Raw genomic sequence first — 22,299 nt, 5'->3', positions numbered from 1 at the left:
CGCTGCCGAGGGGTACGCCCTCGGATCGACCGGGGGTACGCCCCGCCGACGCCGCGAACGGGGACTTCGAACGCATAGAAGCAGCGAATGCCACGTTCGCTGCAGCACCCCGCGCGCCCGCACCGGGACACCACCGCGCCGGTGGGCAGAATGGGCGGTCATGATCACCGCCCCCACGACGACCGTCGCCGACGCCGTCGCCGCGCTCGAGGCCGCGTACCCGCCGGCGCTGGCGCACGACTGGGACGCGGTGGGGCTCTCGGTCGGCGATCCGGCCGCGCCGGTGCGCCGGGTGCTGATCGCCGTGGACCCGCTGCCGGCGGTCATCGACGAGGCCCTGGAGACCGGCACGGATCTCCTCGTCACCCACCACCCCCTGCTGCTGCGCGGCGTGCACGCCGTCGCCACCACGGCGCCGAAGGGCTCCGCGATCCACCGGCTCATCCGCGGCGGCGTGGCCCTGTTCACCGCGCACACCAACGCCGACGCCGCGAACCCCGGGGTGTCCGACGCCCTCGCCGACGCGCTCGGCGTCACCGTCGAGCGCCCCCTCGCGCCCGAGGACGACGGCACGGTCGGCATCGGACGGATCGGCACCCTGGAGCAGCCCGAGACGCTGGACGCCTTCGCGACGAGGGTCGCCCACGCCCTCCCCGCGACCGCGTGGGGCGTGCGCGCCGCCGGCGACCCGGCGACGATGATCAGCAGGGTCGCCCTCTCCGGCGGCGCCGGCGACTCGATGCTCCACCTCGCCCGCGCGGCCGGGGTCGACGTCTACGTCACCGCCGACCTGCGCCACCACCCCGCCACCGACCACCTCGCCGAGCCCGGCGCCCCCGCCCTCGTCGACGTCGCGCACTGGGCCTCCGAGCACCCCTGGTGCGCGCAGGCCGCGGCCGTGCTCGCCCGGGCCGCGCCCGACCTGGACATCACCGTGTCGACCATCCGCACCGACGCGTGGACCGTCGGTGCCCCGTCAGGAGCCCTGATCCCATGAAGGCCGACCCCACCGCCCAGCGCCGCCTGCTCGACCTGGCCGCGCTCGACGCCGAGCTCGCCCGCGCCCAGCACCGCCGGCGCACGCTGCCCGAGCAGACGGCGGTGGAGGAGGCCGAGACGACGGTGCGGGCCCACCGCGACGCGGTCGTGCGCGCGAAGACGTCGGTCAGCGACCTCGGCCGCGAGGTCGCCAAGCTCGAGCAGGAGGTCAACCAGGTCCGCACGCGCGAGGAGCGCGACCGCGGGCTCATGGACTCCGGCAGCGTCTCGGCCAAGCAGATGACCGACCTCTCCCACGAGCTCGACACCCTCGCCCGCCGCCGCGGGGTGCTGGAGGACGAGCAGCTCGAGGTCATGGAGCGCCTCGACGCCGCCGAGACCGACCTCGCCCACGAGCAGACCGAGCTCGACACCGCCGAGACCTCCCTGACCGACGCCGTCGAGCGCCGCGACGGCGTGCTCGGCGACCTCGACGTCCTCGAGGAGCGCCGGGGCGCCGAGCGGACCGAGCTCGCCAAGGACCTGCCCGCGGACCTCGTCGGGCTCTACGACCAGCTCCGGGCCCGCTCGGGCACCGGGGCCGGGGAGCTGGTCGGCAACCGCTGCGGCGCCTGCCGCCTGGAGATGGACCGCAGCGAGCTGCGCGACGTCGGCGCGGCGGCGCCCGACGACGTGGTGCGCTGCGAGCAGTGCGGGGCGATCGTGGTCCGGACGGCCAAGGGAGCGACCGCATGACCACCGCCGGCTCCTGGACCGGGCGCGGGAGCACCGCACCGACGCGGGTCCTGCTGCTGCGCCACGGGCAGAGCCCGCTGTCGGTGGAGCGCCGCTACTCGGGGCGCGGCAACCCCGAGCTGACCCGCGAGGGGCTCGAGCAGGCGGCGGCCGCGGCCACCGCGCTCGCCGCCCGCCACGTCGCCGCCGACAGCCACATCCGAGCGGTGATCAGCTCGCCGCTCCTGCGGGCCCGTCAGACCGCCGAGCCCGTCGCGGGCGTCCTCGGCCTCGGCGTCACCGTCGACGAGCGCCTCACCGAGACCGACTTCGGCACCTGGGAGGGCCTGACCTTCTCCGAGGCCGCCGCGCAGGACCCCGAGGTCCACCGCGCCTGGCTCGGCGACAGCGCCGTCAGCCCACCCGGGGGCGAGAGCTTCGACCTCGTCGCCGGCCGCGTGGACGCCGCCCTCGACGACGTCCTGGGCCGCTTCCCCGGGCAGACCGTGGTGATCGTCAGCCACGTCACGCCGATCAAGCTGATCCTGCGCCGCGCCCTGGACGCCGGCCCGCAGCTGCTCTACCGGCTGCACCTCGACCTGGCGTGCCTGTCGGTCGTCGAGTTCTGGCCCGACGGCGGCGCCTCGGTGCGGCTGGTGAACGACACGTCATACCTGGCCTGACCCCGACTCCGCCGCCTCGAGCTTCTTGATCTCGGCCTCCAGGCGGACCAGGACGTCGATCTGCGCGCGGGAGTAGAGCTCGCGCATCGCCGTGCCGATGGTCTCGCCGGCCCGCTTGCGCCCGAGCGGGCCGTCGGTCGCGATGTCGGGCACGGGGTGGGCGACGCGGACCGCGCGGGTGGGCCCGGCCATCCGCTCGGCGAGGTCCTGGCGCGCGGCCTCGTCGGCGTCGACGGGCAGGTCGTCGAACTCCTGGAACGACGGGTCCTGGGGACTGTCCTGGAGCAGCTCCGCGTACGCCTCCAGGCCCTGCGACCCGAGCACGCGGCTCATGACCACCGAGAAGGACCGGTCGGCGTCGGAGAGCTTGACGTTCTTCGCGGCCGCGGCGAGCTCGGGCGGCAGGTCGGTCGGCACCGCCTGGTTGAGGATCAGGCCGAGCTCCACCCGCGCGCGCTGCAGCCGCTCGATCGTCTCGGCGAGCTCGGCGTCGAGGGTGCGCAGCGCCTGCTCGGGGTGGTCGTCGGCGTCGCCCATCTCCTGGATCTGCGCGAGCGAGAACCCGAGGTCGGTCAGGCGCTTGATCCGCAGCACCCGCACGAGGTGCGCCACGCCGTACTGCTTGTAGCCGTTGGCGCGCCGCTCGGGCTCCTCCAGCAGCCCCACCTCGTGGTAGTGCCGCACCGCCCGCAGCGTCGTCCCGGTGAGCTCGGCGAGCTGGCGGGTGCTCCACCCCATGGGTCCGTCCTCCTGATCGCGGCGGCGTACCCGCACAGTGCAGACCGTGCCGCTACGGCATGGTCAAGAGTGGTCTGCGTCACGTCCCCTCGATCTTGAGTGTGCCCCGACGGCCGGGTGCGTGCTGTGTCCCGTCACGGCTCGACGGGAGGAACGAGATGACGGGCGACCGGACCCGCGCCAGCAGCACGATCTTCTTCGTCTCCTACGGGCTCTCGCTGCTCGGCCAGGGGATCGCGTCGGTCGTGCTGCCGCTGATCGTGCTCGCGCGGACCGGCGACGTCCTCGCCGCCGGCGTCCTCGCGACGGCGACGACGACCGCTGCCGCGATCGCCGGCCTCGTCTCCGGGCTGCTCGTCGACCGCGTCGACCGCCGGTGGGTCTCGATCGCCGGCGACCTGCTCGCCGCCGGCACGGTGGCCGCGCTGCCGGTCGTCGACGCCCTCGTCGGGCTCACCATGGGCTGGTTCCTGGTGCTCGGCGTGCTCGGCGCGGTGATCCGCGTGCCGGGCATGACGGCGCGCGAGACGCTGCTGCCGGCCCTCGCGCGCCTCGGGCCGGACTCCCTGGACAGGCTCGTCGCCACCCGCGAGACGGTCGGCAACGTGCTCATCCTCGCCGGTCCCGGCCTCGGCGGGCTGCTCGTCGCCGTGCTCGGGCTGACGCCGATGGTCATGCTCGCGACGGCCACGACGAGCCTGCTCGCCGCGCTGACGGCGCTGGTCATCGACCCGCGCGCCGGTGCGGTGCCCGCCCGGGAGCGGCAGGCGGGCTCGTCGGTCCGGCGCGCCGTGGTCGACCTCGTCGACGCCTGGCGCTTCCTCGCCCGCCAGCGCCTGGTGCTGGGCGCGACGCTGCTGACGTCGGTGCTCGCCGCCGTCCTCGGGGCCCTGCAGAGCACCCTGATGCCCGCCTACTTCACGGGCGAGGGCCTCGCGGGTCTCACCGGGCTGACGCTGTCGGCGATCGCGGGCGGCAGCATCGCCGGCTCGGCGCTCTACGCCGCCGTCGCCGGGCGGCTGGCGCGGCGGACGTGGTTCGTCGTCGGGATGCTCGGCACGCTCGCCGGGTTCGGCGCGGTCGGCAGCATGGCCGCGCCGTGGGTGGTGCTCGCCGGCGCGGTGGTCGTCGGGCTCACCTACGCCCCGGCGGGGGCGCTCCTCGGCGTGGTCATCGTGGAGGCCACGCCCGACGTCATGCGCGGGCGCGTTCTCGGCGCGCAGAACACGGTCACGCTCGCCGCGCCGGCGATGACGAACGCCCCGCTCGCGGCGGTCGCGGCCGGCGCCGGGCTGCCGGTCGCGGGGCTGGTCCTCGCTGGCTTCGTCGGCGTCGCGGCGGTGCTGGCGCTCGTCGCGCCGGCGTTCCGGGCGCTGGACGTCAGAGCCACTCCAGCCACGCCCCGCCCGGATGGGCCAGACCCAGCACTTCTCCGGACGACGTCCCGTCCCGACGCACCGACAGGTGCCCGATGACACCGGTGACCCCGCCCCGCGTCGCCTCCAGCGCGCGGGGCGGGACGCGCAGGTACTGCGTGCTCTCGCGGCCCTCCGCGCCCAGCGGCACGAGCGGGTCCACGGAGATCCACTCGACGTCGCGGCCGAGCTCCAGCAGCGAGCGCCGGAACCCGGCGCGCTGCTCGTCGGTGAGGAAGACGGTGACGTAGGTGTCGACGACCACCAGCAGCGCGTCCTCGGGCATCCGCGCGCACAGCGCGGGCAGGTCGTCGACGAGGTCGGCGCGCACCGTCGTCGCCGGGTGCGTCCGCGCGATCTCCGACGCCGCGGCGAAGCGGTCGACGGCGGAGGTCTCCGGGGGGATGCAGGCGGCGAGCCAGGCGCGCACGCGCTCGTCGTCGAGGTCGAGCGGCTCGACGTCGACCCCGAGCCGAGCGGCGATCTCCGGCATCCGCGCCGGCAGGGGGGCGGGGCGTCCGCGCAGCTCCGGGGCGAGGGTGAGCGCGGCGTCCGGCGTACCGAGGGTGCGGCCGCCGAAGTCGTAGCGGTAGCGGTCGAGGTGCAGCCCCAGCCCCGCGCCGGTACCGAGGTCGACGAGCGCGATCGGGCGGTCCGGGTCGAGGCGGGACAGGACGGCGACGACGTCGGCGCTCCGGGCGACCTCGTTCATCTGGTACCGGTGCTCGGCGCACAGCCGGGCGAGCTCGTCGGCGTTCTCGCGGGCGAAGGCGACCAGCGCGGGGCGGAACCCTTCGTCGAGCGGCGGCTGCCCGGACCCCGGCACCGGGAAGTACCCCGCGAGCGGTGCGGGCGCGAGGCGCGTGACGAGGGCGCGCAGGGCAGCGCTGAGCAGCAGCGGCGGCAGGCGGTCGAGCGGGATCGCCGCGGCGAGCTCGAGCAGGTCGGGCTCGTCGGCGATCGAGCGGAAGAGCTCGGCGGTGAGCGCCCAGCTCGGGGGCGTGTCCGGGCCCGACCAGCCCGCCGCGACTCCCTGGGCCTGCTCGCGCACCCGGGCGCGCGTCTCCACGTCGGCAACCGTCACGGAGGCGAGCTTGCCGAGCGGCGGGCCGGCCGCGCAACGCGGCCGGCCCGGGCGACTCAGATGGTGTCGAGCTCGGCGACCGCCTCGGCGGGCAGCTCCAGGTCGGCCGCCGCGAGGTTCTCGCGCAGGTGGGCGCGCGACGACGTGCCGGGGATGAGCAGCATCGTCGGCGAGCGCTGCAGCAGCCACGCCAGGGCGGTCTGCTGGGGCGTCGCGCCCACGCGCTCGGCGACGCGGGCGAGCGTGTCGGACTGCAGCGGCGAGAACCCGCCGAGCGGGAAGAACGAGGTGTAGGCGATGCCCTCGGCGGCGCAGTGGTCGACGAGGTCGTCGTCGGTGCGGTGCACCAGGTTGTAATGGTTCTGCACGCACACCACCGGCGCGATCGCGCGGGCCTCGGCGAGCTGTTCGGGGGAGACGTTGCTGACCCCGAGGTGGCGGATCAGGCCCTGCTCGCGCAGGTCGGCGAGCGTGCGGAAGGCCTCCCCGAGGGACTCGGAGTGGTCGTCGGAGACGCGCAGGTTGACGACGTCGAGGCCCTCGACGTCGAGCCGCCCGAGGTTCTCGTGCACCTCGCGGACGAGCTCGTCGGGCGAGGTGTCGAGGTTCCACGACCCGTCCTCGCCGCGGCGGCAGCCGACCTTGGTGACGATCCGGACGTCCGCCGGGTAGGGGTGCAGGGCCTCGCGGAGGATCTCGTTGACGATGAAGGGGCCGTAGTAGTCGGACGTGTCGATGTGCGTGACGCCGCGGTCGACGGCCTCGCGCAGGACGGCGACGGCCTCGTCGCGGTCGCGGGGCGGCCCCATGACGTGGGGGCCGGCGAGCTGCATGGTGCCGTAGCCCATGCGGGTCAGGACGAGGTCGTCGGCCAGGGCGAGGCGGTCGGTCAGCTCGGAGGTGGTCATGGACCCAGGGTTACCCGCCCGCGACGCCCGGGGGAGCGAAGGATCGTCCTGGTACATCCCGTACCCCCCACCGAGGGCCGGGCGAGCGGATGATCGGACCCGTGAGCACGGGTGAGCTGGCGGCAGCGCTGCGGACCTGGCGGGACCGCACCGACCCCGCCGACGTCGGGATGGCCGTCAACGCGCCGCGGCGTGCGCCGGGCCTGCGCCGCGAGGAGCTGGCGCTGCTCGCCGGCATCTCCATCGACTACGTCGTGCGCCTCGAGCAGGGCCGCACCCGCACGCCGTCGGCGCAGGTGTGCGCCGCGCTCGCCCGCGCCCTGCGCCTGTCCGACCACGAACAGGCGCACCTGTTCCGCCTCGCCGGGCACGCCCCCGACCGCGGGCGCATCTCCCGCCGGGTCCCCGCGGGCGTGCGCCGCATCGTCGAGGCGCTGCACGACCACCCCGTCGCCGTCCTCGACGCGACCTGGACGCTGATCTCCTGGAACCCGCTCTACGCCGCGCTCATGGGCGACCCGAGCGGGCTGACCGACCGCGGGCGCAACGCGCTGTGGAAGCAGTTCACCGAGGGGCACACGAACGCCCGCGTGCAGCACTCGGCGCAGGAGCGCGGGGTGCTGGTCCGCTCGATGGTCGCGGACCTGCGCGGCAGCACCAGCCGCTACCCCGACGACGCGGACCTCGCGACGCTGATCCGCGACCTCTACGCCGCGAGCGAGGAGTTCGCCGCGCTGTGGGACTCCGGTGTCGTCGCCGGTCACCACCAGAGCCGCAAGACGGTCGTGCACCCCGAGGTCGGCGACGTCGTCGTCGACTGCGACACCCTGACCACCGCCGAGGACGACCTGCGCCTGCTCGTCTTCACCCCGGCGCCCGGCTCCGACGCGCGCGGCCGCCTCGACCTGCTCGCGACGGTGGGCACACAGGCGATGACCACCGCCAGTACGTAGTTCGCGCCCTGTCCGCCGCCCCCGGACGGTTCCAGGCTTCTCCTGAGCCTGGATCGAGCACGGGGAGCCCCGGATGACCACCACCACCGACACCGCGACCGTCGTCCGCGGGATCTACGACGCCTTCGGCCGGGGCGACGTCCCCGCCGTCCTCGGGGCCTTCGACCCCGAGATCGAGTGGTACGAGTCCACCGGGCGCATCCGCGGCACGTACCGCGGTCCGCAGGGCGTCCTCGACGGCGTGTTCGTGCCGATCAGTGAGGAGTGGGAGGGCTTCACCGTCGACACCGAGCGCCTCGTCTCCGAGGGGGACGTCGTCGTGGCCGTCGGCACCTACCGGGCCACCTGCCGCGCCACCGGCAAGGCGATGACGTCGCGCTTCGCCCACGTGTGGGAGCTGCGGGACGGCCGCGCGGTGCGCTTCGAGCAGATCGCGGACACCGAGTCGTTCAACGCCGCGCTGAGCTGAGTCGTCTCACCACGACAGCACCAGGGCGAGCGCGCCAGAGCAGAGTCGCCAGCGAGCCGGCCGCTGACTGTCGATACGTATGTCTACGAACTGCCGGAACCTCCCGGGTCGGCGCAAGCTCGCTCTACGAGCCCACTCCGACCAGGGAACCGCCATGAGCACCGTCGTCACCGACAACGTCGCCCTCATCCGCAGCGCCTACGAGGCCTTCGGACGGGGCGACATCCCCGCCGTCATCGATGCCCTCGCCCCCGAGGTGCTCTGGATCGAGACCCAGGGCGGGCCGTACGGCGGTGTCTACGAGGGCCCGCAGGCCGTGCTCGAGGGGATCTTCGCGCGCGTCGGCACCGACTGGGACGGGTTCGTCTGCGACGTGGAGCGCGTGCTCGCCGACGGCGACACCGTCGTGGGGATCTGCACCTACCGCGGGACCTACCGCGCCACGAGCCGGGCCATGGCGGCGCGTGTGGTCCACGTCTGGGAGGTGCGTGAGGGCCAGGTCCAGCGCATGGAGCAGTTCGTCGACTCCGAGCAGCTCAACGCCGCCGCGCGCTGACTCCGATCCTCACCACGAGAGCACCACGGCGAGCGCCCCGGTCCCGGCGAGCAGGCAGGCCGGGACCGTCGCGAGCCCCGCGACCGTGAACGTCCCGAGCGGGGCGGGCACGCCGCGGGCGGCGAGCACGCGCCGCCAGAGCAGGGTCGCGAGCGAGCCGACCGGGGTGAGGTTCGGCCCGACGTTCACGCCGATCAGCACGGCGAGCACGGCACCGACTGCCGGGGCCGGCCCGAGGGCGGCCAGCAGGACCAGCGTCGCCGGCAGGTTGTTGACGACGTTCGCGAGCACGGCCCCGATCACGGCGAGCCCGAGCAGGGCGGCGAACGAGGTGCCCGCCGGGAGCAGGCCCGCGACCAGGTCGCCGAGCCCCTGCTGGGTCACCGCAGCGACCACCACGCCGAGGGCCAGGACGAACAGGCAGAACAACGGGGAGGCCGCGCCGACGACGTCGCGGACGCGGGTGCGGCGGGTGACGAGCGTGCGGACCGCCAGGACGGCCGCACCGGCCACGGCCACCCACACCGGCTCGACGCCCAGCGGCGACACGACCGCGAACCCGAGCAGCGTCGCGCCCAGGACCGCGAGCGCGACGCGGGGGACCGGTGCCTCCTCGTCCGGGCCGCGGGGGTCGGCGGGGACGGCGAGGTCACGCCGGAACGTCAGCCGCAGCCCCGCGTACTCGACGACGAGCACCGCGAGCTGCGGCAGCAGCATCAGCCCGGCGAAGCCGAGGAACGTCAGCCCGCTCGCCTGCAGGGCCAACAGGTTGGTCAGGTTGGCGACGGGCAGCAGCAGCGACCCGCTGTTGGCCAGGTGCGCGCACGCGAAGGCGTGCGGGGCCGGGCGCGCGCCGAGGCGCCGGGCGGTGTCGAGCACGACCGGGGTCAGCAGCACCACGGTCGCGTCGAGGCTCAGGACCGTCGTCGTCAGCAGCGCGGCGACGACGACCAGCACGAACAGGCGCCGCGGCCGGTGCTGCGAGTGGTGGGCGAGCAGGCCGCCGGCCCAGCGGAACACGCCCTCGGCGTCGGCGAGGTGCGCGAGGACCAGGACCGCGGCGAGGAAGCCGACCGTCGGCCCGAGCTCCCGCACCTCGTCCCAGGCCTGCTGGACCCCGAGCAGCCCGGTCAGGAGCACGACGGCCGCCGCCGGCACGGCGGCCGACGCCTCGGGCAGCGCGCGCGGGCGGGTGACGGCGACGACGAGGACAGCCGCGAGCAGCGCGACCGCGAGGACGGTCACCGCAGGAACAGGTAGATCGCCACCGCGACGCCGAGCACGACGACGCTCCAGCGCAGCACCCCGTCGGGCATCTTCTTGGCGACGGCCATGCCGAGGAAGCCGCCGATCAGCGTGGTCGGCGCGAGCAGGAGCACGGCGAGCCAGTCGACGGGGGCGAAGAGCGCGAAGAGGATGACGGTGACCGTGCTCGTGACCAGCGAGAGCAGGACCTTGACGGCGTTGAGCCGCTGCAGGGTGTCGTGGGCGAGCAGCGAGAGCACGGCGATGAGGACGACGCCCAGCGCGCCGCCGAAGTAGCCGCCGTACACCGCGGCGACGAAGATCGTCGGGAGCAGCACCTTCGGGTTGTCGGCGGTGCGCTCGCTGCGCCCCGTCCACTTCTTGATCCAGGGCTGCGCGCCGAGCGTGAGGCTCGCGAGCAGCACCAGCACGGGCACGACGGCGTCGAACACCGACTGGGGGAGGATCAGCAGCAGCCCGCAGCCCAGCGCCGAGCCCAGCGCAGCGACGATGCTTGTGGAGATCAGGCGCCTGCGCTGGCCCCGCAGCTCGTTGCGCGCGTTGACCGTCGAGCCCGCGTAGCCCGGCCACTGCGCGACGGAGTTCGTCACGTTCGCCGGCAGGGGCGGCATCCCCACGGCGAGCAGGGCGGGGAAGACGATCAGCGACCCGCCGCCCGCGACGGCGTTGACCGCGCCCGCCAGCAGCCCGAGGGCGGCGAGCAGCACGATCTGGAGCACCGACGGGTCCGACACGGTGCGCGACGCTAACGGTCCGGGCCCCGGTAGGCTCGCCGGCGCGGACGAGTCGGCCGGGCGACCGCGGCGGCCCCACCAGGGTCGTCGAGGAAAGTCCGGACTCCACAGGGCAGGGTGGTTGCCAACAGCAACCCGGGGTGACCCGCGGGACAGTGCCACAGAGAACAGACCGCCACCGGGTCCGCTCGGTGGTCAGGGTGAAACGGTGGTGTAAGAGACCACCAGCGTCCTGGGCGACCAGGACGGCTCGGTAAACCCCACCCGGAGCAAGGTCAAGAAGGTGCCCCGCTCGCGGGGCACTGCGCAGGTCGTCCGAGGGCTGCCCGCCCGAGACCTGCGGGTAGACCGCTGGAGCCCGCCGGCAACGGTGGGCCGAGATGGATGGTCGCCACCCACGCTCCCGCGAGGGACGTGGGCACAGGATCCGGCTTACAGGCCGACTCGTCCGCCCCGCACCCCGTGACCTCCTCGAGGGAGGATCCGGTTCTCAGGGCGTCGTCTCGTCGCCGGTCCAGTCGCGGTTGAAGCCCCCGAGGTGCCGGTGGTACATGTCCTCGCCCGGGTGCTGGGTGAACTCGACCTTCACCGAGTCCTGGTCGAGGCCTCCGACGTCACCGCACACGGCGATCAAGGCCTCAGCCAGCTCGGCGCGGGTCTCGCTCGATCGACCCGCGCGGACGTCGCACATCAGGAGCGCCGCTTCCTGCGGCTGATCACCGGTGCACCGCCAGACCCCGCCCTCGCCGAGATCATGGATCGCCACCGTGATGATGTGCGGCTGGACCTGCATGATCCGCGCGTACACCTGCCCCATGCACTGTGCCAACAGTTGCTTGGTCGCGACGTCGTAGCGGCGCGGGGCATCGAGCTGGAGCGACGGCACGGCGATCGATCGTAGGCCTCGGCCTCGCATCGGGTGGCGACGCCTGTTCGATGGCGGACAGGAGTTGACCGCCTCGGTCAGCAAGATCGTGTCATCCGGTCGCCAGGGAGGCACACGATGTACGCACCCGCTCAGCACGACGAGGCCACCGGCCTGGTCCACTACATCGACCAGCAGCTCGCGGCCATCCGCGCCGCCGCGTTCGGTCTGACCGAGGAGCAGGCGCGCGCGACGCCGTGCCGCAGCGGGCTGTCGGTCGGGGGGATCATCAAGCACACCGCCCAGGGCATGCGCGGTGCCCTGGAGAAGGTGCGCACCGACGTCACCGAGCAGTCGATCGACGAGGCGGCCTACGCCGCGTACGCCGACGGCTTCGTCGTGCGCGACGACGAGACGGTGGCCGCGATCCTCGAGGATTTCGACCGGTCGCGGGCCGAGCTGCTGACCGCGGTGGCCGCGTCCGATCCGGCCGGCGACGCCATGGCGCCGCCCGCGCCGTGGCACGGCGTCTTCGAGGCCCGGCCGATCCACCGGCGGTACTACCTGGTGCACCTGCTCGAGGAGTTCGCCCGGCACGCGGGGCACGCCGACATCGTGCGCGAGCAGATCGACGGGGTCGCGGTGCCGGCGCTGGTGCTCACCCTCGACGGGGCGGGCGCCAACGACTTCTTCCAGCCCTACCGTCCGGCGCCGGGCACGCTCCTGGCGTGACGGAGACGGCCCGCTGACCGGTTCCGCGCCTACGATCCCGTGGTCCGACGGCGAGGGGGCACGGTGAGCGGGACCAGGGTGTTGGTGGCGGGGGCAAGCATCGCGGGGCCGGCGCTGGCCCACTGGCTGCACCGGCGCGGGGCCGAGGTGACCGTGGTGGAGCGGGCCCCCGGGCTGCGGCCCGGCGGGCAGGCCGTGGACGCGCGCGGGGTGGCCAAGGACGTCATCGTCCGGATGGGCCTCGACGCGCCGGTGCGCGCGGCCCGCACCCCGACCGCCGGCGCGTACACCGTCGACGTCGACGGGCACGTGCTCGAGACCTTCCGCGCGGAGGACGACGGTGGCGACGGATTCATCTCGGACATCGAGATCCTGCGCGGGGACCTGTCCCAGGTCCTGCACGACGACACCCGCGACGGCGTCGAGTACGTCTTCGGCGACCGCATCGCCGAGATCAGCCAGGACGCGGACGGGGTCGACGTCGTCCTCGCGGGCGGCGACCGCCGGCGCGTCGACCTGGTGATCGGAGCGGACGGGCTGCACTCGGGCCTGCGGGCCATGGTCTTCGGGCCGCACGAGGAGTTCGTCCGCCACCTCGGGCACGTGCTGGCCTTCTACAGCGTGCCCAACGAGTTCGAGCTGGACGACTGGCTGATCGACTGCCAGGAGCCCGGCACCGGGCGCTCGGCCGGCCTGCGGCCCATCCACGACGCGACGCGGGCGATGGCGATGTTCTCGTTCCCCTCGCCCGACGTCGGCTTCGACCACCGCGACGTCGCGGCGCAGAAGCGCCTCCTGCGCGAGCGGATGGACGGGATGGGCTGGTGGGCCCCGCGGATCCTCGCCCACCTCGACGACACCCCGGACTTCTACCTCGACCAGGTCGCCCAGGTGACGATGGACCACTGGTCGACAGGACGGGTGGGGCTGATCGGGGACGCGGCGTTCAGCTCGTCGCCGATGTCGGGCCAGGGCACCGGGCTGGCCCTGGTCGCCGCGTACCTGCTGGCCGGGGAGCTGGCCGCCGCCGACTGGGACCCGAAGGTCGGCTTCGCCGCCTACGAGGACCGCATGCGCTCGTTCGTCGAGGCGAACCAGACGATCGGCCGGTGGAACGCCGAGAGCCGGATCCCCGGGGCGACCGTGGATCCCTCCCAGTGGGACATGGCGGTGATCGAGCGCGCGATCAACGGCATCGACCTGCCCGACTACGCCGGGGTGCCGGACTCCCGCGCGTAGGCCCCTACATCCCGAGACGGGTCCGCCGGAGGGCGTCGATCGCGCCGGCGGGCCCGTGCACGTCGACGTGCGCGGCGTCCTGACGGCCGAACAGGTAGAGCAGCAGCTCGCCGGGCGGCCCGTGGAGCAGCACCGACGGCTCGCCCCGCCGAGCCCGGAGGCGCTGTCCCGTCCCCGCCCGTTCGAGCACCAGGCCGACACCGCGCAGGCGGCGCGCGAGGACCCACGGTGCCTGCCCGAGGTTGCGCCACAGAGCGTCGTCCAGGGCGCCGCCGAGGTCCCGTGGGTCGTCGGCACGCGCCCGGCGGACGTCCTCGTGGTGGACGAAGAACTCGTTGAGGTTCGGGTAGCGGCGCACCCAGCCGAGCCGGAAGAAGCCCGGTGGCGGCCCGGACCGGATCGTCGCGACGAGAGCGGCGAAGTCCTGCCGGGTCAGGGCCGCCCGCCGGCGTTCCGCGTAGCGGCCCCACGCGCCGGGCACGACGAGGCCGGGGCCGGCCGGGAGGTCGTGCTCGCGCAGGACGAGATGGGCGGCGAGGTCGCGGGTCGTCCAAGCGCCGAGCATGGTCGGCGCGTCCGGGCCGAGCTCGTCGAGGAGGTCGCAGAGCCGTGCCCGCTCGGCGGCGTCGAAGGGCGGGTCCGCCATCAACGCAGCGTACGTACTTCCCGCCAGGAGGCGGAGGACGGAGCCGTGGGCCTGCGACCGTGACGACGCCGGGCCGCACAGGGGCGTCCGGGTCGACCTCGGGGGTGACCGATGTACGTGATCCACATTGCCGTGAGCCTGAAGCCGGGCCGCGCCGACGAGGCGCTCCGCAGCCTCACCGACCACATCGTGCCGATGAGCAAGCAGCGGCCCGGGTTCGTCAAGGGCACCTGGTACGGCGACGGCGAGTCGCAGGGCTTCGCGCTGCTCACCTACAGCTCCCGGGAGCTCGCCGAGCAGGCCGCCGCGGACATCTCGTCCACCGGTCCCGGCGCCGACGACCCGATCGCCCTCGAGTCGGTCGACGTCTACGCCGTGCAGGCCGAGGCCTGAGGGAGCTCAGCCCGGCACCCGCACGTCCTCGCGCTGGCCATGGCGGCCGGCGAGCCGCGAGACTGGGGCCGTGCGCGTCACCCGCATCCACACCGACCTGCGCGTGCCCGACATCGCGGCGGCCCGGGAGTTCTACGCCGGCTACCTCGGCCTGAGCGACGAGAGCATCGGCATGGACTGGGTGACCCGCCTGTCGTCGCCGGAGTCCGGCGCGAACCTCCAGCTCGTCACCCGCGACGCGACGGCCCCCGAGGACCCGGTGGCGTCGATCGCGGTCGACGACGTGGAGGCGGCCTACGAGGAGGCCCGCCGCCGCGGATTCGAGATCGTGCACCCGCTGACCACCGAGCCCTGGGGTGTGCGCCGCTTCTTCGTCCGGGCCCCGGACGGCAACGTGCTCAACATCCTCCAGCACCGGGAGTAGCCGGAGACCAGCCTCACCATCCCCTCGCCTGGCCCGGCCCGTCCCGCGTTGCGATCATGGTGACGAGCCCCGGCCGACCGGGGTTCCTGGACGAGCGGCGCCGTACCCAGAACGCGACAAGACGGCAGCCTTGCGAGGTCCGTCATGGCGTGGATCGTGCTCGTCGTCTCCGGGGTGCTCGAAGCGGTCTGGGCGACCGCGCTCGGGAAGGTCGACGGGTTCTCCCGTCCCGCCCCGCTGATCGTCTTCGTCGCCGGCCTGGTGCTGAGCATGGTCGGCCTCGCCGTCGCGATGCGCTCCCTGCCCACCGGTACGGCGTACGCGGTGTGGGTCGGGATCGGCGCGGTGCTGACCGTCGCCTACGCGATGACCACCGGCGGGGAGTCCGTGAGCCCGCTGAAGGTCGCGTTCCTGCTCGCGATCGTCGGCGGGGTCGTCGGGCTCAAGGTCATCACCTGAGCCGGCGTCACGGCGCCCGCGTGCCCAGCTTTCCCTCGGCGACGAGGACGCCGAGCACGTCCATGATCGCGCGGCAGCCGAGCTGGGCGGTCGAGTCGGCGGTGTCGTAGGGCGGGGAGATCTCGATGACCTCCATCCCGCAGATACCCTCCTTGGCGATCGTGCGCAGCGCGCGCAGCGCCTCCCGCGGCAGCAGGCCGCCGGGCTCCGGGGAACCGGTGCCCGGCGCGATGCCGCCGTCGACGGAGTCGATGTCGAAGGACAGGAACACCGCCGCGGCGTCCTTCCAGGCCACCTCGAGCGCGATCTCCACGGCCTTGTCGATGCCGAGCTTCTCCACGTCACCGATGGTCATCACCGTGGTGTCGCGCTCGTAGGCGACCGAGAGGCCGGGCCGCGAGCCGTACCAGCCCCCGATCCCGATCTGGACGAGGTTCTCCGGCGGCACGTTCGGGATGTTCGTCGCGTGGAACCAGTGCGTGGTGTGCATGCGCTCGTCCATGTCGCGCTCTTGGATGTCGATGTGCCGGTCGAAGTGGATGATCCCGACGTTGCCGTCGACGTACTTCGAGATGGCGCGCACGTCGGGGTAGCCGATGGAGTGGTCGCCGCCGATGATCACCGGGAAGACGCCCTCGGACACGACGTGCGAGATCGCGCGGTCGATCTGGTCGAACGTCTTCTCGATGTTGGACGGGATGACGAAGACGTCGCCGGCGTCGCAGAGCGCGAGCTCCTCGTCGAGGTCGACGCCGAGGTCGAGGCTGTACGAGTCGTAGACCGCGGAGATCCGGCGGACCGCCTGCGGGCCGAACCGGCAGCCCGAGCGGTAGGTCGTGCCCATGTCGAACGGCACCCCGACGACCGCGGCGTCGTAACGGCCGACCTCGCGGATGTCCTCGCAGTAGGGCGCCTTGAGGAACGTGTTGATGCCGGCGAACGCGGGCTGCGCGCCGCGCGAGAACGTGCTGATGCGCCGGTCCTGGACCGACTCCGCGGCCTCGAGCCCGTACTCGAGACCCTGCTGCACGGCGCGGTGCTGGGCCGTCGCCGGGATCTGCGCGAGGCGCCGCAGCCCCTGCATCCCCTGCAGGGTCGAGCGGTCGAAGCCGTGGGTCTGCTCAGAGCTGTCCGTCATCCTGGGGCCTTCCCGCGTCGGTCGTGCTCTCCGGGACGACCTGTCCCATCGACTCGCTCTCCTGGACGAACCGGCGGTCGGGGCGGCTGACGAGGAAGTACGCCAGCCCGACCGCGCCGAAGCACGCGAGCCCCAGGAGGAACGCGTAGGTCTGCCACCACGGCAGCCCGAGATCGCGGGGCCACGCGATGTTGATCAGCTCGAAGGTCAGCCAGAGCACCGCGACGATGTTGATCACCAGGCCGGCGGTACCGACGCCGCGCTCGCCCTTCGCGCCCCGCCACCGGCCGCGCAGGCGCAGGTAGAGCAGGGCGACCACCGGGGCGAGGAACCCGACGTAGTAGGCGCCGGTGGCGAAGGCGACGAGCACCGTCAGGGCGTTGGCGTAGACGAAGGCGAGCGCCGAGAGGACGGCGACCAGCGCGACGGCGTAGAGGGGCGTCTGGTTGCGGGTGGAGACCCGCCGCCACACCCGCGAGAGCGGCAGCATCCCGTCGCGGGAGTAGGACCAGACGACCCGGACGCCGGTGGCCTGCACGGCGATCCCGCAGGCGATGAACGCGATCACCACGACGACCAGGAAGGGCTTGGCCGCCCACTCGCCGAGGCCGGCCACCACCGCGTCGGAGACGGGGTCGGCGGACGCGCCGCTGATGACGGCGCCGATGTCGGGGTGGGCGAGCACCAGTGCGCAGGCCGCGAGCATGTCCACCGCGCCGACGGTGATCAGCGAGACGACGATCGCGCGCGGCACCTGACGGCGCGGCTCGCGGGTCTCCTCGGCGACGCTGCCGCAGGCGTCGAACCCGAGGATCACCCAGCCGCCGATGGCCAGCGCCGCGATGAAGGCGGGCAGGAACGGGACCCCGTCGGGCGTCAGGGAGGTGTCGACGAGGACGCTCACCGGCTCCACCCGGAACAGCGAGATCAGGACCACGCCGATCCCGATGCTCGCCACCAGCTCGCAGGCGATCCCGATGTTGACCACCCAGCGCAGCAGGTGCAGGCCCGCCGCGTTCACGGAGGTGAAGATCGCCATGACGATGAGGCCGAGCAGCACGCTCTGCGCCGTGGTCGGCTCCTCCCAGCCGAGCAGCTGGCCGAGGAAGAACCCGCCGCCGTAGGCGACGGTGGACAGCGTGAGCACGAGCGCCCACATGTAGATCCAGCCGGCCCACCACCCGTACGCGGGGCCGATCAGGCGACGCGACCACTGGTAGATGCCGCCGGCCAGCGGCCACCGGCTCGCCAGGTGGGCGTAGACCAGGGCGACGAAGAGCTGGCCGACCAGGACGATCGGCAGCACCCACACCCAGGCGGGCCCCGCCGTCTGCGCGCCGAGGGCGACGACGGTGTAGAGGCCGACGATCGGGGAGATGAAGGCGAACCCGAGCGCCCAGTTCGTCCAGAAGCGCAGGACGCGCGGGAGCTCCTGGCGGTAGCCGAACTCGTTCAGCAGGCGGTCGTCCTCGGCGTGCGAGGTCGTGCCCTGCCGGGTCGGCGTCGTGGCCTCGTCCATGGCCCGTCCTGTCCGGTTGCTAGAACAAGTGGGGCCGTCAGTAGAGGGGTGTCCGACGGGGGTGTCAAGGCTCCCTCAAGCCCGTGAGCTGCACAGATGCTCATCCTGACCTCTGTCTGAGGGATGGGTTGTCCGGTAGCTTCTTGTCAGGTTGTCCTATCAGCCGAGATCCGCGGGGAGTCGAGGATGGCGAGGTCGAGCGGGCAGATCCCGGGCGGTGCGGGCGCGCTTGACCGGACGAGCTTCGTGCCCCTGTACTACCAACTGCAGGAGCTGCTCAAGCAGCACATCGAGTCCGGGACCTGGCGCCCCGGGGACGCCCTGCCGTCCGAGCCGGAGTTCGCCCGGCACTTCGGCGTCAGCCGTGTCGTCGTCCGCCAGGCGCTCGCGATCCTCGAGGACGACCGCCAGATCCGGCGCGTCCGCGGACGCGGCACGTTCGTCGCGCCGCCCAAGCGGGCGTCGCGGGCCGGTGGTCTGTCGCGCCGCCTCGGGTCGTCGGAGACGGTGCTCATCCTCGACGTCTGCGTGCCGGCGGTGGAGCGCAGCATCCGCGAGCGCCTGGACGCCGCCGACAAGGAGGACGTCCTGCGGGTGACCTCGTTGGTGACGCTGGAGCAGACGGTCCTGGCGATCGCGTACTCGTTCTTCCGCCGGACGGACGCGAGCTGGCTGGAGGAGCGCCTGCACGTCGGCCGCCACCTGCCCGAGGGGCTCTCGCTCGCCGACCACGGCGTCGTCCTCGGTCGCTCGCAGATGTCCATCGAGACCAGCCAGTGCGGGCAGTTCGAGGCCGACCGCTTCGGCGTCCCGCACCGGACGCCGGTGTTCCTGGTGCTGTGCACGGAGTACCGGTCGACCGCGTCGGGCGACCGGCCGTTCGAGGTCGCCCGCGTCGAGTACCGGGGCGACGTCGTGCAGCTGCGCCTCGACACGGGGACCGACCGGGGGAGCGGTCTCGAGGCCGTCGTCGGACCCGGTCGCTAGGAGGAGACCGGCTGCGCGGCCGGGCTCGTCTCCTCGTCCGGGACGAAGCGCAGGACGTCGCCGGGCTGGCAGTCGAGCACGCGGCAGACGGCGTCGAGGGTGGTGAAGCGGACGGCCTTGGCGCGCCCGTTCTTGAGCACGGCGACGTTGGCCGGCGTGATGCCCACCGCGTCGGCGAACTCGGCGACCGACATCTTGCGGCGCGCGAGCATGACGTCGATGTCGACGACGATCATCAGACGACCTCGTCGAGCTCGCGGCGCAGCACCGTCGCGTTCGCCAGCAGGCCGCGCATGACGAGCATGAGCAGGACGTAGGCGGCGCCGCCGACCCCGATCGCCCCGCCGATGAGGATGAGCCCGGGAGCATCGTCGATCTCGCCGTAGTGCACGCACACGGCCGCGACGGGGAGCGCGGCGGCGAAGCCGGCGCCGGTGACGACGCGGACCCAGCGGAACGCGCCGTCGTCGAAGATCGCCTCCCGGCGCACCATCCCGAGCAGCACCCACAGGGCGACCAGCCCGACCTCCAGCGCGCCGAGCGCGGCGACGCCGAGCACGGCGTAGACCACGAGGAAGGCCGGGACCCCGGCCGTGGCGAGCTCCATGACCAGCGGCACCAGGATGGCGACCTGGCCGCCGACGGCGCCGATCCCGATCAGCACGACCAGCAGGCGCAACGTGACGATGACGACCGGACTCATGTGTCGATGGTCGACCGATATCTATCGATGGTCAATAGCTCAGCCGGGCGGACGGCCGCCGGGCGGGGCGCCGGGCGGGGCACCGTCGCCGCTACCGGGGCCACCGGCCGCAGAGGCCGTCGCCGGGTCGATGCGCACGGGCAGCGCGACCGTGTAGCCGCGGGCGACGTCGCCGGTGACGGTCGCGAGCTGGCTCGCGCCGCGGTCGTCGCCGAAGACGCTGTCGCTCGCCAGGCTCACGTCCGCGAGGTTCGCGACCGACTGCTCGTACCCCGGCTGCGCGTACACCGCCCGGCAGGTGTCCTCGGGCAGGGCGACCTGCGAGGTGGCGATCGCGTTGCCGGCGTCGGTGATGCTCCCGGTGCGTGCTCGCTCGGTGGCGGCCCGCAGCCACAATCACTCGATCAGAGGTAGAGGGTCTATCGCGAGTCACTGAACCGACCCTCTATGGTGACCAACGCTGTGACGCGTGTGGTTCCTGTGACGGATGGGATGAATGAGACTGATGCTCACCCCTCGGCAGCGCGTCATCCTGCGCCAGATCGTCAGCCCGCCGTACATCTATCGGTGGGCCGGGCTCCTCACGACGATCGCGCTGATGACCGGCGTGACGTTCGTGGTGCTCAGTGACGTGGGGTCCCGCCAGGTCCTGGCCACCGGACCCGCGCCGGTGGTGGCCACGGGTCCGGCCGGCAAGCCGGTGCGGTCGGCGGCCGACGCCCCTGCGCTCGGCATGCCCGGCATGGCGCGGCCGGCGATCACCTCGTCGCTGCTGACCGTCACCGACACCAGCGTCGACCGCCCCGCCGTCGCGCTGACCTTCGACGACGGGCCGACCCCGCAGTACACGCCGCAGGTGCTCGACCTCCTCGCCGAGTACAACGTCAAGGCCACGTTCTGCACGATCGGGAACCAGTCGGTCGCCCACCCCGAGCTGATGCAGCGGATCATCGCCGAGGGCCACCGCCTCTGCGATCACACGATGACCCACGACGCGACCGTCGGGCAGAACCCTCACGACCTCATGAGCCGTCAGCTCGACACCAGCAGGACCACGATCGCCAACGCCGTGCACCCGCCGGCCACGATCGACTACTTCCGCGCTCCCGAGGGGGCGTGGACCCCGGCGCTCGACCAGGTCGCGGCCCAGACCGGCATGCGGCCCCTGGGCTGGTCGGTGGACACCCTGGACTGGACCCAGCCCGGGTCCGCCGCGATCGTGAACAGCGTCAAGCAGGGCCTGCACCCCGGCGCGATCGTGCTCTTCCACGACGGGGGCGGCCCGCGTGACCAGACGGTCGCCGCCGTGCGCGAGCTCCTGCCGTGGCTCCAGGAGCAGGGCTACCAGTTCGTCTTCCCGAGCTGAGGTCAGTGCTTGCGGACGACCTTCTCCGCGGCGCCCTCGCGCCAGGTGGTGACGTCCATGTGCTCGTCGCCGACGGCCACCGAGGCCGCCCCGACGATGTCCGCCCGGTAGAACTGCTCGAACTCCTGGCCCCGCAGGTCGAGCCCGATGTCCTCGAACACCGCCTCGGCGAAGCGCTGGTGCAGCGCCTCGTCGCGGACGTCCTCGACCCGGCCCCAGAGCTTGGCGTCTCCGTCGGAGACCTGGGTGTCGACCGTCGCGGTGTGCAGCGCGAATCGCGGGTCGGCCCGCAGGTCCTCGAACTTCGCGGTGCTCGGCATGCCCACCAGCCACAGGTCGCCCTCGAGGAACCGCGGCTCCATCGGGCTGATGCGCGGGAAGCCGTCGGGGCGCAGCGTCCCGAGCATGCAGAGGTTGCCCGTGACGGCGTGGCGGCGGGTGAAGACCTCGGCGATCCGGGGCGCGGCGGCGGCGAAGTCGGTCCAGAGAGCCATGGACCGGACCGTAGAGGCGACCCCTGACAATCCGGGCCGTCTCAGCCCTCGTCGTCGAACCGCCGCCGGAGGTTGTCGCGGGCCTGCAGCGCCGCGGGCATGTTCTCGCGGCGGCGGTCGGCGGGTTCGGTGGCCTCGCGGAGCCGTTCGTGCAGCAGTGCCTGCATCGCGGCGGGCACGGTCGGGACGGCGGTCGCAGCATGCGCCTTCGTGGAACGCATGATCCCCACGCTCCTGTACTCGAGCACAGTTCGTGCGTTGTGCACGACGTGCTTCGCGCAGCATAGCGCTGCCGGGGCGCCCGCGACACCGCGATCTGCACCGGTCCGGGGAGCGCGGGGTGCGACCATGTGCGCCATGGGTGAGCCCGCGGAGCCCTTCGCCGATCGCCTGGAGCTCGCGCTGCGCGGCCTGCTCGAGCTGAGCGTCGGCGTCCTCAGCGCCATGGAGGAGGACGTCTCGCCGTCCGACCTGCGGGCGCTGCAGTCGCTCGATCACCTCGGGGGCGCCAAGGTGACCGCGCTGGGGGAGGCGCTCGGCGTGCCGCCCTCCACGGCGAGCCGGATCAGCGACCGTCTCACCGCCGCGGGCCTGATCACGCGGGAGGTCGCTCCGGACAACCGGCGCGCGACGTGGCTCGACCTCACCGCGGCCGGCCGCGCGGTCCTGTCCGGTCTCGCCGACGCCCGCGCCCGCGCGCTGGAGCGCGTCACCGAGGCCATGGGTCGTGAGGAGCGCGAGGCCCTGCTGCTCGGGGCCGAGGGCTTCGCGCGCGCCTACGGATCGCTCGACGGGGCGGCACGCTAGGGGCGTGC

The 22,299-nt window shown here is 73.4% G+C and carries 29 protein-coding genes, 1 other RNA gene and 1 riboswitch; of the genes, 16 read left to right on the top strand and 14 right to left on the bottom strand.

The genetic code is table 11. The features are described from left to right. Nucleotides 1-160 precede the first annotated feature (160 nt). The 3 genes from EV188_RS19615 to EV188_RS19605 are packed head-to-tail and all read left to right on the top strand — an operon-like array spanning nucleotide 161 to nucleotide 2,396. Entirely contained in the window at nucleotides 161-997 is an 837-nt protein-coding gene (locus EV188_RS19615) for a Nif3-like dinuclear metal center hexameric protein (protein ID WP_133827975.1), read from the top strand. Next, nucleotides 994-1,734, top strand: a complete 741-nt coding sequence (locus EV188_RS19610) for a zinc ribbon domain-containing protein (protein WP_133827974.1) — start codon at nucleotides 994-996, stop codon at nucleotides 1,732-1,734. Before EV188_RS19615 ends, EV188_RS19610 begins: the two co-directional genes overlap by 4 nt. Then, the gene (locus EV188_RS19605) at nucleotides 1,731-2,396 is read left to right on the top strand and encodes a histidine phosphatase family protein (protein ID WP_133827973.1); all 666 of its coding nucleotides are present in this window, start codon (nucleotides 1,731-1,733) and stop codon (nucleotides 2,394-2,396) included. The genes EV188_RS19610 and EV188_RS19605 overlap by 4 nt, the downstream gene beginning before the upstream one ends. On the opposite strand, the gene EV188_RS19600 is transcribed toward EV188_RS19605, so the two are convergent. Next, nucleotides 2,382-3,134 (bottom strand): helix-turn-helix domain-containing protein, encoded by a 753-nt coding sequence (locus EV188_RS19600; RefSeq protein ID WP_133827972.1) that lies wholly within the window; start codon nucleotides 3,132-3,134, stop codon nucleotides 2,382-2,384. The genes EV188_RS19605 and EV188_RS19600 overlap by 15 nt on opposite strands. Nucleotides 3,135-3,292: 158 nt before the next feature. Between EV188_RS19600 and EV188_RS19595 the strand changes: the two genes are divergently transcribed. After that, nucleotides 3,293-4,609, top strand: coding sequence for an MFS transporter (locus tag EV188_RS19595; RefSeq protein ID WP_133827971.1), 1,317 nt, complete (start codon nucleotides 3,293-3,295; stop codon nucleotides 4,607-4,609). Here EV188_RS19595 and EV188_RS19590 read toward each other — a convergent pair. Both EV188_RS19590 and EV188_RS19585 read right to left on the bottom strand, forming a co-directional pair. Beyond that, entirely contained in the window at nucleotides 4,515-5,633 is a 1,119-nt protein-coding gene (locus tag EV188_RS19590) for a DUF2332 domain-containing protein (RefSeq protein WP_166659976.1), read from the bottom strand. The two genes, EV188_RS19595 and EV188_RS19590, sit on opposite strands and share 95 nt — an antisense overlap. Nucleotides 5,634-5,689: 56 nt before the next feature. Beyond that, nucleotides 5,690-6,541, bottom strand: coding sequence for an oxidoreductase (locus tag EV188_RS19585; protein WP_133827969.1), 852 nt, complete (start codon nucleotides 6,539-6,541; stop codon nucleotides 5,690-5,692). Between the two features lie 101 nt (nucleotides 6,542-6,642). Between EV188_RS19585 and EV188_RS19580 the strand changes: the two genes are divergently transcribed. The 3 genes from EV188_RS19580 to EV188_RS19570 all read left to right on the top strand — a co-directional run bounded on the left by EV188_RS19580 (nucleotide 6,643) and on the right by EV188_RS19570 (nucleotide 8,519). Next, on the top strand, nucleotides 6,643-7,494 hold the full coding sequence (locus EV188_RS19580) for a helix-turn-helix domain-containing protein (RefSeq protein WP_243741839.1): 852 nt from the start codon (nucleotides 6,643-6,645) through the stop codon (nucleotides 7,492-7,494). 73 nt (nucleotides 7,495-7,567) lie between these two features. Further along, nucleotides 7,568-7,963 carry a nuclear transport factor 2 family protein gene (locus EV188_RS19575; protein WP_133827967.1) on the top strand — a complete coding sequence of 132 codons (396 nt, stop codon included), beginning with the start codon at nucleotides 7,568-7,570 and terminating at the stop codon, nucleotides 7,961-7,963. A 154-nt stretch (nucleotides 7,964-8,117) separates the two neighbouring features. Further along, on the top strand, nucleotides 8,118-8,519 hold the full coding sequence (locus EV188_RS19570) for a nuclear transport factor 2 family protein (RefSeq protein WP_133827966.1): 402 nt from the start codon (nucleotides 8,118-8,120) through the stop codon (nucleotides 8,517-8,519). A gap of 9 nt (nucleotides 8,520-8,528) precedes the next feature. On the opposite strand, the gene EV188_RS19565 is transcribed toward EV188_RS19570, so the two are convergent. After that, nucleotides 8,529-9,764, bottom strand: coding sequence for an SLC13 family permease (locus EV188_RS19565; protein WP_166659975.1), 1,236 nt, complete (start codon nucleotides 9,762-9,764; stop codon nucleotides 8,529-8,531). Further along, nucleotides 9,761-10,519 (bottom strand): sulfite exporter TauE/SafE family protein, encoded by a 759-nt coding sequence (locus tag EV188_RS19560; protein WP_133827964.1) that lies wholly within the window; start codon nucleotides 10,517-10,519, stop codon nucleotides 9,761-9,763. Before EV188_RS19560 ends, EV188_RS19565 begins: the two co-directional genes overlap by 4 nt. A gap of 48 nt (nucleotides 10,520-10,567) precedes the next feature. Between EV188_RS19560 and rnpB the strand changes: the two genes are divergently transcribed. Continuing rightward, nucleotides 10,568-10,970: RNase P RNA component class A (rnpB, locus tag EV188_RS19555), an RNA gene on the top strand. Nucleotides 10,971-11,009: 39 nt separating this feature from the next. Here the strand turns inward: rnpB and EV188_RS19550 are convergent. Beyond that, nucleotides 11,010-11,489 (bottom strand): tautomerase family protein, encoded by a 480-nt coding sequence (locus EV188_RS19550; RefSeq protein WP_208114289.1) that lies wholly within the window; start codon nucleotides 11,487-11,489, stop codon nucleotides 11,010-11,012. A gap of 33 nt (nucleotides 11,490-11,522) precedes the next feature. Here EV188_RS19550 and EV188_RS19545 point away from each other — a divergent pair, with 33 nt between their 5' ends. Both EV188_RS19545 and EV188_RS19540 read left to right on the top strand, forming a co-directional pair. Continuing rightward, nucleotides 11,523-12,116 (top strand): mycothiol transferase, encoded by a 594-nt coding sequence (locus EV188_RS19545; RefSeq protein WP_133827962.1) that lies wholly within the window; start codon nucleotides 11,523-11,525, stop codon nucleotides 12,114-12,116. Between the two features lie 81 nt (nucleotides 12,117-12,197). After that, the gene (locus EV188_RS19540; RefSeq protein ID WP_133828092.1) at nucleotides 12,198-13,355 is read left to right on the top strand and encodes an FAD-dependent monooxygenase; all 1,158 of its coding nucleotides are present in this window, start codon (nucleotides 12,198-12,200) and stop codon (nucleotides 13,353-13,355) included. A gap of 4 nt (nucleotides 13,356-13,359) precedes the next feature. Here EV188_RS19540 and EV188_RS19535 read toward each other — a convergent pair whose 3' ends face one another. Continuing rightward, nucleotides 13,360-14,001: a TIGR03085 family metal-binding protein gene (locus tag EV188_RS19535; protein ID WP_133827961.1), complete on the bottom strand. Its 642-nt coding sequence runs from the start codon at nucleotides 13,999-14,001 to the stop codon at nucleotides 13,360-13,362. A gap of 132 nt (nucleotides 14,002-14,133) precedes the next feature. On the opposite strand from EV188_RS19535, the gene EV188_RS19530 reads away from it, so the two are divergent. From EV188_RS19530 to EV188_RS19520, 3 genes are all read left to right on the top strand, one after another. Continuing rightward, entirely contained in the window at nucleotides 14,134-14,394 is a 261-nt protein-coding gene (locus EV188_RS19530; RefSeq protein WP_133827960.1) for an RNA-binding protein, read from the top strand. 70 nt (nucleotides 14,395-14,464) lie between these two features. After that, entirely contained in the window at nucleotides 14,465-14,818 is a 354-nt protein-coding gene (locus tag EV188_RS19525) for a VOC family protein (protein ID WP_133827959.1), read from the top strand. 61 nt (nucleotides 14,819-14,879) lie between these two features. Then, a riboswitch (guanidine-III (ykkC-III) riboswitch) is annotated at nucleotides 14,880-14,950 on the top strand. 12 nt (nucleotides 14,951-14,962) lie between these two features. Further along, nucleotides 14,963-15,277 (top strand): DMT family transporter, encoded by a 315-nt coding sequence (locus tag EV188_RS19520; protein ID WP_133827958.1) that lies wholly within the window; start codon nucleotides 14,963-14,965, stop codon nucleotides 15,275-15,277. A gap of 7 nt (nucleotides 15,278-15,284) precedes the next feature. On the opposite strand, the gene EV188_RS19515 is transcribed toward EV188_RS19520, so the two are convergent. Beyond that, the gene (locus tag EV188_RS19515; RefSeq protein ID WP_166659974.1) at nucleotides 15,285-16,415 is read right to left on the bottom strand and encodes an agmatinase family protein; all 1,131 of its coding nucleotides are present in this window, start codon (nucleotides 16,413-16,415) and stop codon (nucleotides 15,285-15,287) included. Further along, on the bottom strand, nucleotides 16,399-17,934 hold the full coding sequence (locus EV188_RS19510) for an APC family permease (RefSeq protein WP_133827957.1): 1,536 nt from the start codon (nucleotides 17,932-17,934) through the stop codon (nucleotides 16,399-16,401). The genes EV188_RS19515 and EV188_RS19510 overlap by 17 nt, the downstream gene beginning before the upstream one ends. Before the next feature lie 186 nt (nucleotides 17,935-18,120). On the opposite strand from EV188_RS19510, the gene EV188_RS19505 reads away from it, so the two are divergent. Next, entirely contained in the window at nucleotides 18,121-18,921 is an 801-nt protein-coding gene (locus tag EV188_RS19505; RefSeq protein ID WP_166659973.1) for a GntR family transcriptional regulator, read from the top strand. On the opposite strand, the gene EV188_RS19500 is transcribed toward EV188_RS19505, so the two are convergent. The 3 genes from EV188_RS19500 to EV188_RS19490 are packed head-to-tail and all read right to left on the bottom strand — an operon-like array spanning nucleotide 18,918 to nucleotide 20,020. Beyond that, nucleotides 18,918-19,160 carry a helix-turn-helix domain-containing protein gene (locus EV188_RS19500; protein WP_133828090.1) on the bottom strand — a complete coding sequence of 81 codons (243 nt, stop codon included), beginning with the start codon at nucleotides 19,158-19,160 and terminating at the stop codon, nucleotides 18,918-18,920. The genes EV188_RS19505 and EV188_RS19500 overlap by 4 nt on opposite strands. Further along, nucleotides 19,157-19,624: a DUF2975 domain-containing protein gene (locus tag EV188_RS19495; RefSeq protein ID WP_133827955.1), complete on the bottom strand. Its 468-nt coding sequence runs from the start codon at nucleotides 19,622-19,624 to the stop codon at nucleotides 19,157-19,159. The genes EV188_RS19500 and EV188_RS19495 overlap by 4 nt, the downstream gene beginning before the upstream one ends. A gap of 39 nt (nucleotides 19,625-19,663) precedes the next feature. After that, nucleotides 19,664-20,020 carry a peptidase associated/transthyretin-like domain-containing protein gene (locus EV188_RS19490; protein WP_243741837.1) on the bottom strand — a complete coding sequence of 119 codons (357 nt, stop codon included), beginning with the start codon at nucleotides 20,018-20,020 and terminating at the stop codon, nucleotides 19,664-19,666. Nucleotides 20,021-20,129: 109 nt separating this feature from the next. On the opposite strand from EV188_RS19490, the gene EV188_RS19485 reads away from it, so the two are divergent. Further along, on the top strand, nucleotides 20,130-20,990 hold the full coding sequence (locus EV188_RS19485; protein WP_208114288.1) for a polysaccharide deacetylase family protein: 861 nt from the start codon (nucleotides 20,130-20,132) through the stop codon (nucleotides 20,988-20,990). 2 nt (nucleotides 20,991-20,992) lie between these two features. On the opposite strand, the gene EV188_RS19480 is transcribed toward EV188_RS19485, so the two are convergent. Together EV188_RS19480 and EV188_RS19475 are read right to left on the bottom strand one after the other, a co-directional pair. Next, entirely contained in the window at nucleotides 20,993-21,484 is a 492-nt protein-coding gene (locus tag EV188_RS19480; RefSeq protein WP_133827954.1) for a pyridoxamine 5'-phosphate oxidase family protein, read from the bottom strand. A 41-nt stretch (nucleotides 21,485-21,525) separates the two neighbouring features. Further along, nucleotides 21,526-21,705 carry a hypothetical protein gene (locus EV188_RS19475; protein ID WP_133827953.1) on the bottom strand — a complete coding sequence of 60 codons (180 nt, stop codon included), beginning with the start codon at nucleotides 21,703-21,705 and terminating at the stop codon, nucleotides 21,526-21,528. 136 nt (nucleotides 21,706-21,841) lie between these two features. Between EV188_RS19475 and EV188_RS19470 the strand changes: the two genes are divergently transcribed. Continuing rightward, complete coding sequence (locus EV188_RS19470) at nucleotides 21,842-22,291, top strand: MarR family winged helix-turn-helix transcriptional regulator (protein ID WP_208114287.1); 450 nt, start codon at nucleotides 21,842-21,844, stop codon at nucleotides 22,289-22,291. The last annotated feature ends 8 nt before the right edge of the window (nucleotides 22,292-22,299 follow it).

The sequence above is a fragment of the Actinomycetospora succinea genome, assembly GCF_004363095.1.
In the GTDB taxonomy this organism is placed as follows: domain Bacteria; phylum Actinomycetota; class Actinomycetes; order Mycobacteriales; family Pseudonocardiaceae; genus Actinomycetospora; species Actinomycetospora succinea.
This window is presented reverse-complemented; position numbering and strand designations above follow the sequence as displayed.

Bases quoted from the DNA above. Each gene is read 5' to 3' on its own strand.
- EV188_RS19615 (WP_133827975.1), top strand. From the start codon at position 161: ATGATCACCGCCCCCACGACGACCGTCGCCGACGCCGTCGCCGCGCTC.
- EV188_RS19610 (WP_133827974.1), top strand. From the start codon at position 994: ATGAAGGCCGACCCCACCGCCCAGCGCCGCCTGCTCGACCTGGCCGCG.
- EV188_RS19605 (WP_133827973.1), top strand. From the start codon at position 1,731: ATGACCACCGCCGGCTCCTGGACCGGGCGCGGGAGCACCGCACCGACG.
- EV188_RS19600 (WP_133827972.1), bottom strand. From the start codon at position 3,134: ATGGGGTGGAGCACCCGCCAGCTCGCCGAGCTCACCGGGACGACGCTG.
- EV188_RS19595 (WP_133827971.1), top strand. From the start codon at position 3,293: ATGACGGGCGACCGGACCCGCGCCAGCAGCACGATCTTCTTCGTCTCC.
- EV188_RS19585 (WP_133827969.1), bottom strand. From the start codon at position 6,541: ATGACCACCTCCGAGCTGACCGACCGCCTCGCCCTGGCCGACGACCTC.
- EV188_RS19575 (WP_133827967.1), top strand. From the start codon at position 7,568: ATGACCACCACCACCGACACCGCGACCGTCGTCCGCGGGATCTACGAC.
- EV188_RS19570 (WP_133827966.1), top strand. From the start codon at position 8,118: ATGAGCACCGTCGTCACCGACAACGTCGCCCTCATCCGCAGCGCCTAC.
- EV188_RS19545 (WP_133827962.1), top strand. From the start codon at position 11,523: ATGTACGCACCCGCTCAGCACGACGAGGCCACCGGCCTGGTCCACTAC.
- EV188_RS19535 (WP_133827961.1), bottom strand. From the start codon at position 14,001: ATGGCGGACCCGCCCTTCGACGCCGCCGAGCGGGCACGGCTCTGCGAC.
- EV188_RS19520 (WP_133827958.1), top strand. From the start codon at position 14,963: ATGGCGTGGATCGTGCTCGTCGTCTCCGGGGTGCTCGAAGCGGTCTGG.
- EV188_RS19515 (WP_166659974.1), bottom strand. From the start codon at position 16,415: ATGACGGACAGCTCTGAGCAGACCCACGGCTTCGACCGCTCGACCCTG.
- EV188_RS19510 (WP_133827957.1), bottom strand. From the start codon at position 17,934: ATGGACGAGGCCACGACGCCGACCCGGCAGGGCACGACCTCGCACGCC.
- EV188_RS19505 (WP_166659973.1), top strand. From the start codon at position 18,121: ATGGCGAGGTCGAGCGGGCAGATCCCGGGCGGTGCGGGCGCGCTTGAC.
- EV188_RS19495 (WP_133827955.1), bottom strand. From the start codon at position 19,624: ATGAGTCCGGTCGTCATCGTCACGTTGCGCCTGCTGGTCGTGCTGATC.
- EV188_RS19485 (WP_208114288.1), top strand. From the start codon at position 20,130: ATGCTCACCCCTCGGCAGCGCGTCATCCTGCGCCAGATCGTCAGCCCG.
- EV188_RS19480 (WP_133827954.1), bottom strand. From the start codon at position 21,484: ATGGCTCTCTGGACCGACTTCGCCGCCGCCGCGCCCCGGATCGCCGAG.
- EV188_RS19475 (WP_133827953.1), bottom strand. From the start codon at position 21,705: ATGCGTTCCACGAAGGCGCATGCTGCGACCGCCGTCCCGACCGTGCCC.
- EV188_RS19470 (WP_208114287.1), top strand. From the start codon at position 21,842: ATGGGTGAGCCCGCGGAGCCCTTCGCCGATCGCCTGGAGCTCGCGCTG.